Origin of the sequence: Streptomyces sp., from assembly GCF_031181555.1 — a bacterium.
GTDB classification, from domain to species: domain Bacteria; phylum Actinomycetota; class Actinomycetes; order Streptomycetales; family Streptomycetaceae; genus Streptomyces; species Streptomyces fimbriatus.
In genome coordinates, this window is the sequence record NZ_JAPSKQ010000002.1 from 69,200 (window position 1) to 77,192 (window position 7,993).

Sequence of the window (7,993 nt, forward strand, 5' to 3'; positions counted from 1 at the left end):
GGTGGTCCGGTGTCGGTGTGCGGTGTCACTCGGCGGGCTGGAGCAGGTCCCAGCGGTTGCCGTACAGGTCCCGGAAGACGGCGACCGAGCCGTACGGCTCGTGGCGCGGTTCCTCCAGGAAGGTCACGCCCGCGGCGGTCATCCGGGCGTGGTCGCGGGCGAAGTCGTCGGTGTGCAGGAAGAAGCCCACCCGCCCGCCGGTCTGGTCACCGACCCGGGCGCGCTGCTCCTCCCCCTTGGCGCGGGCGAGCAGCAGGGCGGTGCCGGTGTGCCCGGCGTCCGGTTCGACGACGACCCAGCGGGAGCCGTCGGGCCGGGGCGTGTCCTCGGCGAGCCGGAAACCGAGGGCCTCGGTGTAGAAGCGGATCGCCTCGTCGTAGTCGTCGACGACGAGGGTGACCAGGGCGACGCGTCTCATCGCGACCTTTCGGGAGGTGGGATTGACCGGAGAGGTTATACGTAAAACCCTCCGGTGCGCCAGTCCGGCCGGGGCGCGGCCGGCGGGGCCGCCGCGATGCGCAGCCGGCAGTTCGAGGAGATCGACGCCTTCCGGGACGCCAAGGCCGTCCCGGCCGACGAGCGGGTCCTGGTCGCCGGTGACCTGAACGTGGACTCCCGCAGCTCCGAGTACCCTCGAGGCACCCCTGCTCCTTCGACACCCGGGACAACTCGATCGCCCGTGGCCGCCATCCCGGCGACCCGCGCGAGGATCTGGACCACGTGCTCCGTCGCGCGGGTCACGCCCGTCCGGCGGTGTGGACGAACGAGGTCGGCAAGGAGACGAGTGCGCCCTGGACGGTGTCGAGCCGGGGCACCGACCACACGTACACCAACCTGTCCGACCACTGTCCGGTGATCGGGTACGCGGGCCGAGCGCCCGGCCCGCGGTCAACGTCCGGAACGTCGCGCCCCGTCCAGCCTGCCCAGCTCCTCGTCGGTGAGGCGCAGCGCGCCCGCCGCCACGTTCTCCACGAGGTGGTCGGGGTCGCCGGTGCCGGGGATGGCGAGCACGTGCGGGCCCTGGTGCAGGGTCCAGGCGATGCGGACCTGGGCGGGGCTCACGTCGTGCGCCCGCGCGATCGCGAGCACCTCTTCGTCGTGGGTGACGGCGTTCGCGCCCTGTTCCATGCCCTCGCCGGCGACGGCGAAGTAGGGCACGAAGGCGATGCCCTGTTCGCCGCAGATCCGCAGGAGGTCGTCGGTGGCGGCACCGCGGGGCACGTCGAGCCCGTACCGGTTCTGCACGCACACCACGGGCGCGATGGCCTGGGCCTCGGCGAGGTGCCGCGGCTCGACGTTGGAGACGCCGAGGTGCCGGACCAGCCCGGCCTCGCGCAGTTCGGCGAGGGCGCCGAAGTGCTCGGCTATCGAATCCTGGCTCATCCGGCGGAGGTTGACGACGTCCAGGTGGTCGCGGCCGAGCTGGCGCAGGTTCTCCTCGACGTGGCCGCGCAGTTCGTCGGGCCGGGCCGCGGTGCCCCATTCACCGGTGTACGTCCGGTGGGGGCCGACCTTGGTGACGATGACGAGGTCGTCGCCGTAGGGCGCGAGCGCGGTGTTGATGAGTTCGTTGGCGGAGCGCAGCGAGGAGAAGTAGAAGGCGGCCGTGTCGATGTGGTTCACGCCGAGTTCGACCGCCCTGCGCAGGACGGCGACGGACCGGCCGCGGTCGCTCGGTGTGCCGAGGTGGAAGGCGGCGCTGCCCGTCAGCCGCATCGCGCCGAGGCCGATGCGGTGGACGGGCAGGTCGCCCAGTTTCCAGGTGCCGGCGGCGTCCGCGGTGATCACTCCCGAAATGGTCATCGGCGGAGTCTCGCACACCTGTCGTGGAGCCGCGGGGGTTCTTCAGGGATACGTGTACGTGTTGAGGGCGGCGACGGCGGACGCCGGATCGCCGAGGTCGTAGCGGTCCACGGCGAGGTAGTTGGGCTTCTTGCGGGCGGCCGGCTGGCAGAACCGGCGGGCGCGGTCGGCGAGTTTGGAGTTGTCCGTGCCGGCCGTGGAGGCGATCGCGGTGTCCCGGAAGTGGTTCATGACGAACAGCGGGCGGAAGCCGGGCTCGGTGCGGGTCAGCGGGATGCCGGTGCCCTCGTCGTACCAGCGGCTGTAGCAGGACCAGTCGGACGCGCCGACACCCGGCCCCATGGACCAGTGGTTCTCGACGGTCCATTCGCGTTGGTACATCACGCCGAAGGTGTCCCTGGTCAATCCGGCGGCCCGGTCGGCGGCCCGGCTGCGGTCGGTGAAGATCAGCAGCCGGTGCCCGGCGGCGGTCAGGTCGGCCACGGCCGGCCAGCCGTTCTCGCGCACGCCGGTGCGGTCCGGCCGGTAGAGCACGTCCGACAGCCCTCGGACGCGGGCGAGTTCGGCGCGCAGCACGCCCGGGTCGACGTAGTCCTCGAGGAAGACGGTGACGAACTGGTCGGGGTGGGCGCGGAGGAAGTCGACGATCCGCTGGAGGTCGACCCACAGGGCGACGGGCCTGCTGACCAGCGTGCAGCTGTTGTGGCAGAGGATCGCGCCGTCCGGGGTCTGGTGGATGTCCAGCATGAAACCGCGGACTCCGTCGGCGAGTTGGCGTTCGATGCCCCGGGTCTGGTTGGGGAAGAGGTTGACGAAGGGCGGGGCGAAGCCGCCGTCGACCCCGTTGGCGTAGGCGTTGTGGGCGGTGAGGAAGGTGACCTGGTCGAGGGTGCGCCGGTCTTGGGGCGGCACGGGGTGGGTGACCGGGCCGACCGGGGTCAGGTACCAGGCGGCGAGGTCGTCCGTGCCGGTGCCGACGGCGAGGGGGGCGGGGTGGCCGGCGCCGGGGGCCTTCGGTGCGACGGTGAGGCGGCGGTCGGTGCCGGGGACGGCGAGCGTGAACCGGTCGGCCCCGGCGGGGGAGATCCGCCAGGGGGCGTCCGGGCTCGTACAGGCGACGGTCCGGGCCCGGTCGCCGTCGCGGCCGAGGCAGCTGCCCGGGCGGTCGGTGCTCTCCAGGAGGTGCGCGGCGCCGTCGGCCCGGAGGTTCCACTGCTGGTGGTCCTCGTCGCCGCGGGGTCTGTGCTGCTCGACGGTTCCGGCGCTGTCGGCGGCGTTCAGCCCGGTGGCCGCGCTCTGGACGTAGTAGGTGCCCGGCGGCGGTACCGCGTCGGCCCCGGCGGCGGGTGCCGGTGCCACGGCCGCCGCGGCGAGCGCGGCGGTCGTGACGGCCGTGGTGAGCAGGGCGTGGGGGGTGCGCATGGTGGATGCCCTTCGTCCGAAGGATGGTCCGGCGCACACGAGGTGCGCGCCGGACCATGACCCGACTGTGGTCAGGTGCATGACACCACGCCCCGCCGTTCCCCGTCAGCAGTACAGGTTGCCTCCGGGCGACGTTCCGAGGATCTGGGTGAACTGCTGATACTTGGTCACCCTGCTCTGCACCTGGGCCGGGTTCCTGCCGTCGCACTCCAGGGAGCCGTTGATGCTGCGGATCGTCTGGCCGAAGCCGGCCTGGTTGACCATGGCGTTGTGCGGGGTCATGGTGCCCGGGCCGGACTGGGTGTTCCAGTACCACAGGGCCGTCTTCCAGGCGACCGCGGAGTCGTTCTGCACCAGCCAGGGGTTGTTCAGCAGGTCGATGCCGAGCGCGTCGCCCGCGGCCTTGTAGTTGAAGTTCCAGCTCAGCTGGATCGGTCCGCGCCCGTAGTAGGCGGCCTGGCCGGCCGGGCAGCCGTAGGGCCGTCCCCAGTCGCAGTAGTGCGGGTAGTTGGCGGTGTTCTGCTCGACCACGTGCACCAGACCACCGGTCTCGTGGCTGACGTTGGCCAGGAAGGCGGCGGCCTCCTGCTTCTTCACCGTGTCGCTGCCGGTGTTGGCGAAGCCGGGGTAGGCGCTCAGGGCGGCCGTGAGCCCGCTGTAGGTGTAGAAGGGGTTCCGGTTCGGGAACATCTGGTTGAACTGCGCCTCGGTCACCACGAATTTCCCGGCCGGCGTCCCGGGACCGTTGTCACAGGCGTACGGCTCCCAGTACCAGGTGCTGATCGTCGGGTCGTAGCCGGGGTTGGCGTGCTCGGCGATGTACGCCCTGCCGTCGGTGTAGCGCACGATGTCACCGGCGTTGTACGACTTCCCGGCCACCCAGTTCGGATAACTGGAGCACGCGGCGGCGGACGCGGAGGCGGCGGGGAGCAGGACCGGCGCACTGCCGGCCAGGACGACGGCGGTCAGCACGGCGGAGATGCGGCGTCTCGACAAGAGGTCAACTCCTTTGCGGAACACGGCCGCTCCCGGACGAGGACATGCCGGAGCGACGCCTGGCCGCACGCGCCGGCGGGGCCGGGCGCGGCGTGGGAGCGGCCGTGGTGGGGGGTGTGGAGCACACTCAACCGCTTTGGTCTGTACCAGTCAAGGGTGTAGACCGGTCATCCCCGGATCGGCCCGGGTGGTCCGCCCCGGCCCTCGTGGGGCGGGACCGGACGGAGCCTGGAACGTGAACCGGGAGTGGGCCTGCTGGAACGCGGGCACCCTGGGGCGACGACGGTCGCGGGCCGGTGACTGCCGCCGCGCGTCGGCGCCCTGGACGCGGTGGACCGGCCGCGGGCGGTCCACCGCGTCCGCCGCACGGCGCGCTTCGGCACGGCCGTACCGCTGAGCACGATGTGTCCGGGGTACGTGATGCGCCGTCAGGCGCACCGACTCACGAACGGCCGCCCCCCGGCGGTCGCCGAGGGGTCCGGGGCGACGATGCCGCCGGGCTTCGGTGTCGTCGGGGGTCCGCCGGAGCGGCGGGGCGCACGGGTGTGCCGGCCCGGTCCCCGGCGACCGGGCCGGGGTGCTGCGCCGGCGCAGGTCCGCGTCCGTGCCGCTCGCCGCCCGGGCCCTGCACGGGGCGTTCGCGCGGCGGGCCCGGCGGCCGGGCCGGTGCGGTCAGTCGTCCTCCGGGGACGGGACCACCACGAGGAACGCGTCCGACTCCAGGTCCATGACGACCGTCGCGGGCTCGCCCTCGGCGCGGTGCCGGGCCGCGCACTCCTCCGCCGGCCAGGATCCGCGCGGGGACCCCGCGGGGAAACGCTCCAGCACCTTCGCTCCCGTCACGGCAGTCATGGGGGTGGACACCTCCTGTCGGCCTACGGCTCCGCAGGCCGTCTTCTCCGGTCTTCTTCCGTGTGTTCTCCGTACGCTCCGGTTGCCCCGGACCGGAACGGACATGTACGAGGGCGCGCCCCGGCCGGGGGCGGGTTCAGTCCCGTGCGCCCTTGCGTTCCCGGGCGAGCCGGCCCGGCCACCAGGCGACCGGCCCGAGGTCCAGGGCGAGGGCGGGCACCAGCAGGGAGCGCACGACCACCGTGTCGAGGAGGACACCGAAGGCGACGATGAAGGCGATCTGCGCCAGGAAGGCCAGCGGGATCACCCCGAGCGCGGCGAAGGTGGCGGCCAGCACCACGCCGGCCGAGGTGATCACCCCGCCGGTGCTGACCAGCCCGCGCAGCACGCCCCGGCGGGCTCCGTGCCGCAGCGACTCCTCCCGGACCCGGGACATGAGGAAGATGTTGTAGTCGACGCCGAGAGCCACCAGGAACACGAAGCCGTACAGCGGCACCGACGGGTCGGTGCCGGTGAAGCCGAACACGTGCGGGAAGACCAGGGCGGAGACCCCCAGCGTGGCCAGGAAGTTGACCGCGACGGTGGCGACGAGCAGCGCGGGCATCAGCAGCGAGCGCAGCAGCACGGTCAGCACCGCGAAGATGACGGCGAGGACCACGGGGACGATCAGGGTGCGGTCCCGCTCCGCCGTGCGCAGGGTGTCGTACTGCTGCGCCGTGTAGCCGCCGACCAGGGCGTCCGCGCCGGGGACGGCGTGCAGGGCGGTGCGCAGCCGCGCCACGGTGTCCTTCGCGGCGTCGCTGTCGGCGGCGGAGTCGAGGGTGACGTCGACGCGGACGCGTCCGTCGACCACCAGGGGCTCGCCGCCGGGTCGTCCGGAGGCCGCCGCACCGGCCGCCGAGGCGACGCCCTCGGTGTTCCGGGCCGCGGCCACGACGCGGTCCAGCCGGTCGGCGTCGGCGATGACCACGGTGGGGTTGCCGGAGCCACCGGGGAAGTGCTCGGAGAGGGTGCGCTGGGCGGCGACCGACGGCGCGTCGTTGACGAAGGTCTCGTCGAGCGGGACGCCCCTGGAGTCGAGGGTCGGCGCGAAGGCGGCGCAGGCGATCAGGGCGGCCAGCGTGAACGCCCAGACCTTGCGCGGCGCCCGGTCGACGAGGGACGCGACGCGCTGCCACACGCCGTCACCGGTGCTCCGGTCCGCGGTGGCGCGCGGCTTCGCGGGCCAGTAGGCGGCGCGGCCGAGCAGGGCGAGCACGGCGGGCAGGAAGGTCAGCGTGCTGAGCACGGCGCAGGCGATGCCGATCGCGCCGACCGGGCCGAGCGCCCGGGTGTTGGTGAGGTCGCTGAGCAGCAGGGCGAGCAGGCCCAGCGCGACGGTGGCGGCACTGGCCACGACGGCGCCCCAGGACCGCCTCAACGCGGACCGCATGGCGGTGAAGCGGTCGTGCCCGGCCAGTTCCTCGCGGAAGCGGGCGGTGAGCAGCAGCGCGTAGTCGGTGGCGGCACCGATGACGAGGATGGACAGGATGCCCTGGACCTGGCCGTCGACGCGTACGACGTCGTTCTCGGCGAGGGCGTACACCACCGCACAGGCCAGTGCGAGCGCCATGACCGAGGACACGATGATCACCAGCGGCAGCAGGACGCTCCGGTACACCAGGACCAGGATCACCAGAACGGTCACCAGCGCGACGGCGAGCAGCAGGCCGTCGATCCCGGCGAAGGCGTCGGACAGGTCGGCCTGGCTCGCGGCCGGTCCGGCCACCTGGACCGTGGCACCCGGTACCCGTTCGGCCGCCGTGCGGATCCGTTCGAGGACGTCGGGGAGCCGGTCGCCCAGACCGGGGTCCAGCTGGACGACGCCCTGCAGCGCCTCGCCGTCCTCGGACGGGAGCGCCGGGGAGGTCCCGCCGACGACGCCGGGGGTACCGACGAGGGAGGCGAGTGCGCGGGTGGCCTCGGGCTGCCGGTCCTTCACCCGGCCGCCCGCGTCGCCGGTCCACAGCACGATCGCCGGCAGCGTCTCGTCCTGCCGGAAGGCCTTCTGCTCCTCGATGACCTCCGTCGACTCGGCACTGCGCGGCAGGAAGCCGGCCTGGTCGTTGACGGCCACCTCGCCGAGCCTGCCGGCGTAGGAGCCGAACGCCCCTGCGATGCCGAGCCAGACGACGAGCAGCAGAACGGGGACGAGCCGGCGGGCCCCTCGGGATGAGGCGGTCATCACTCTCCAGGTGCGGTGGAAATCATCTCGATGACAAACAATCTCAATGATTGAACTATGTTGCGGACGTGATGGTAGGCCACGCCGGTTCCACCGATACGGCCGGGCTCGGGGCGGTCAGCGGCGCCCGGGGGCACCGCGGGGTGCGAGTTCCTCGTTCAGCGCGGTGAGAAACCGCAGGGCGACGGCGAGTTCGGAGTCGTCGAAGCGGGAGAGCGCCGCGCCCGCGGCCTGCGCGAGCGGATGGAAGTACGCCCTGGCCGCCGCCTTGGCGTCGGCGGCGTAGTACAGGTGGACCACCCTGCGGTCGGCGCTCTCCCGGACCCGGGTGACGTGCCCCGCCCGCTCCAGCCGGTCCACGCACGCGGTCACGGCCCCGGAGGTGAGCCCGAGATGCTCCCTGAGCCGCCCCGGGGTCATCGGCTCGTCCGCGTCCAGGATCGCCGCGAGCGCCTGGACGTCGGTCACGTGCAGCCCGTTGCGGCCCGCGAAGTCGTGGACCATGCGGTTGATCTCGCCGTTCATCCGGCGCAGCTGGACGGCGAAGGCCTGGAGGTCGGCCGTCTCCGGCTTCCGGAGCGTGTCGTCCTCCGCCGTCTGCCGCTCCGCGTCGTCTGCCCTGGCCACACCGTCACCCTATAGAAGCCCGCGGCGTCCGGTTCCGGCCGAGGGGCGCGGGCGCACCCCGCCCGCCGG

The 7,993-nt window shown here is 73.0% G+C and carries 8 protein-coding genes; 1 reads left to right on the forward strand and 7 read right to left on the reverse strand.

All coding sequences use genetic code 11. The features are described from left to right. Positions 1-25: 25 nt before the first annotated feature. Positions 26-418, reverse strand: coding sequence for a VOC family protein (locus RIM90_RS00920; RefSeq protein ID WP_309058539.1), 393 nt, complete (start codon positions 416-418; stop codon positions 26-28). Positions 419-514: 96 nt separating this feature from the next. Between RIM90_RS00920 and RIM90_RS00925 the strand changes: the two genes are divergently transcribed. Further along, positions 515-856 (forward strand): endonuclease/exonuclease/phosphatase family protein, encoded by a 342-nt coding sequence (locus RIM90_RS00925; RefSeq protein WP_375165384.1) that lies wholly within the window; start codon positions 515-517, stop codon positions 854-856. A gap of 32 nt (positions 857-888) precedes the next feature. Here RIM90_RS00925 and RIM90_RS00930 read toward each other — a convergent pair whose 3' ends face one another. The 6 genes from RIM90_RS00930 to RIM90_RS00955 all read right to left on the reverse strand — a co-directional run bounded on the left by RIM90_RS00930 (position 889) and on the right by RIM90_RS00955 (position 7,924). Continuing rightward, a complete protein-coding gene (locus RIM90_RS00930; RefSeq protein ID WP_309058540.1) occupies positions 889-1,803 on the reverse strand; it encodes an aldo/keto reductase in 915 nt (304 codons plus the stop codon). Positions 1,804-1,845: 42 nt separating this feature from the next. Continuing rightward, the gene (locus RIM90_RS00935) at positions 1,846-3,225 is read right to left on the reverse strand and encodes a PI-PLC domain-containing protein (protein ID WP_309058541.1); all 1,380 of its coding nucleotides are present in this window, start codon (positions 3,223-3,225) and stop codon (positions 1,846-1,848) included. A 105-nt stretch (positions 3,226-3,330) separates the two neighbouring features. Next, positions 3,331-4,221: a glycoside hydrolase family 19 protein gene (locus RIM90_RS00940; protein ID WP_309058542.1), complete on the reverse strand. Its 891-nt coding sequence runs from the start codon at positions 4,219-4,221 to the stop codon at positions 3,331-3,333. Positions 4,222-4,893: 672 nt separating this feature from the next. Then, entirely contained in the window at positions 4,894-5,073 is a 180-nt protein-coding gene (locus RIM90_RS00945) for a hypothetical protein (protein WP_309058543.1), read from the reverse strand. Positions 5,074-5,209: 136 nt separating this feature from the next. Next, the gene (locus RIM90_RS00950) at positions 5,210-7,297 is read right to left on the reverse strand and encodes an MMPL family transporter (protein WP_309058544.1); all 2,088 of its coding nucleotides are present in this window, start codon (positions 7,295-7,297) and stop codon (positions 5,210-5,212) included. A 117-nt stretch (positions 7,298-7,414) separates the two neighbouring features. Next, complete coding sequence (locus RIM90_RS00955) at positions 7,415-7,924, reverse strand: helix-turn-helix domain-containing protein (RefSeq protein ID WP_309058545.1); 510 nt, start codon at positions 7,922-7,924, stop codon at positions 7,415-7,417. Positions 7,925-7,993: the final 69 nt, after the last annotated feature.

What these genes read in the sequence shown, in the direction of transcription:
- RIM90_RS00950 (WP_309058544.1), bottom strand. Translation starts at nt 7,297, where the DNA reads ATGACCGCCTCATCCCGAGGGGCCCGCCGGCTCGTCCCCGTTCTGCTG.
- RIM90_RS00935 (WP_309058541.1), bottom strand. Translation starts at nt 3,225, where the DNA reads ATGCGCACCCCCCACGCCCTGCTCACCACGGCCGTCACGACCGCCGCG.
- RIM90_RS00920 (WP_309058539.1), bottom strand. Translation starts at nt 418, where the DNA reads ATGAGACGCGTCGCCCTGGTCACCCTCGTCGTCGACGACTACGACGAG.
- RIM90_RS00925 (WP_375165384.1), top strand. Translation starts at nt 515, where the DNA reads ATGCGCAGCCGGCAGTTCGAGGAGATCGACGCCTTCCGGGACGCCAAG.
- RIM90_RS00945 (WP_309058543.1), bottom strand. Translation starts at nt 5,073, where the DNA reads ATGACTGCCGTGACGGGAGCGAAGGTGCTGGAGCGTTTCCCCGCGGGG.
- RIM90_RS00930 (WP_309058540.1), bottom strand. Translation starts at nt 1,803, where the DNA reads ATGACCATTTCGGGAGTGATCACCGCGGACGCCGCCGGCACCTGGAAA.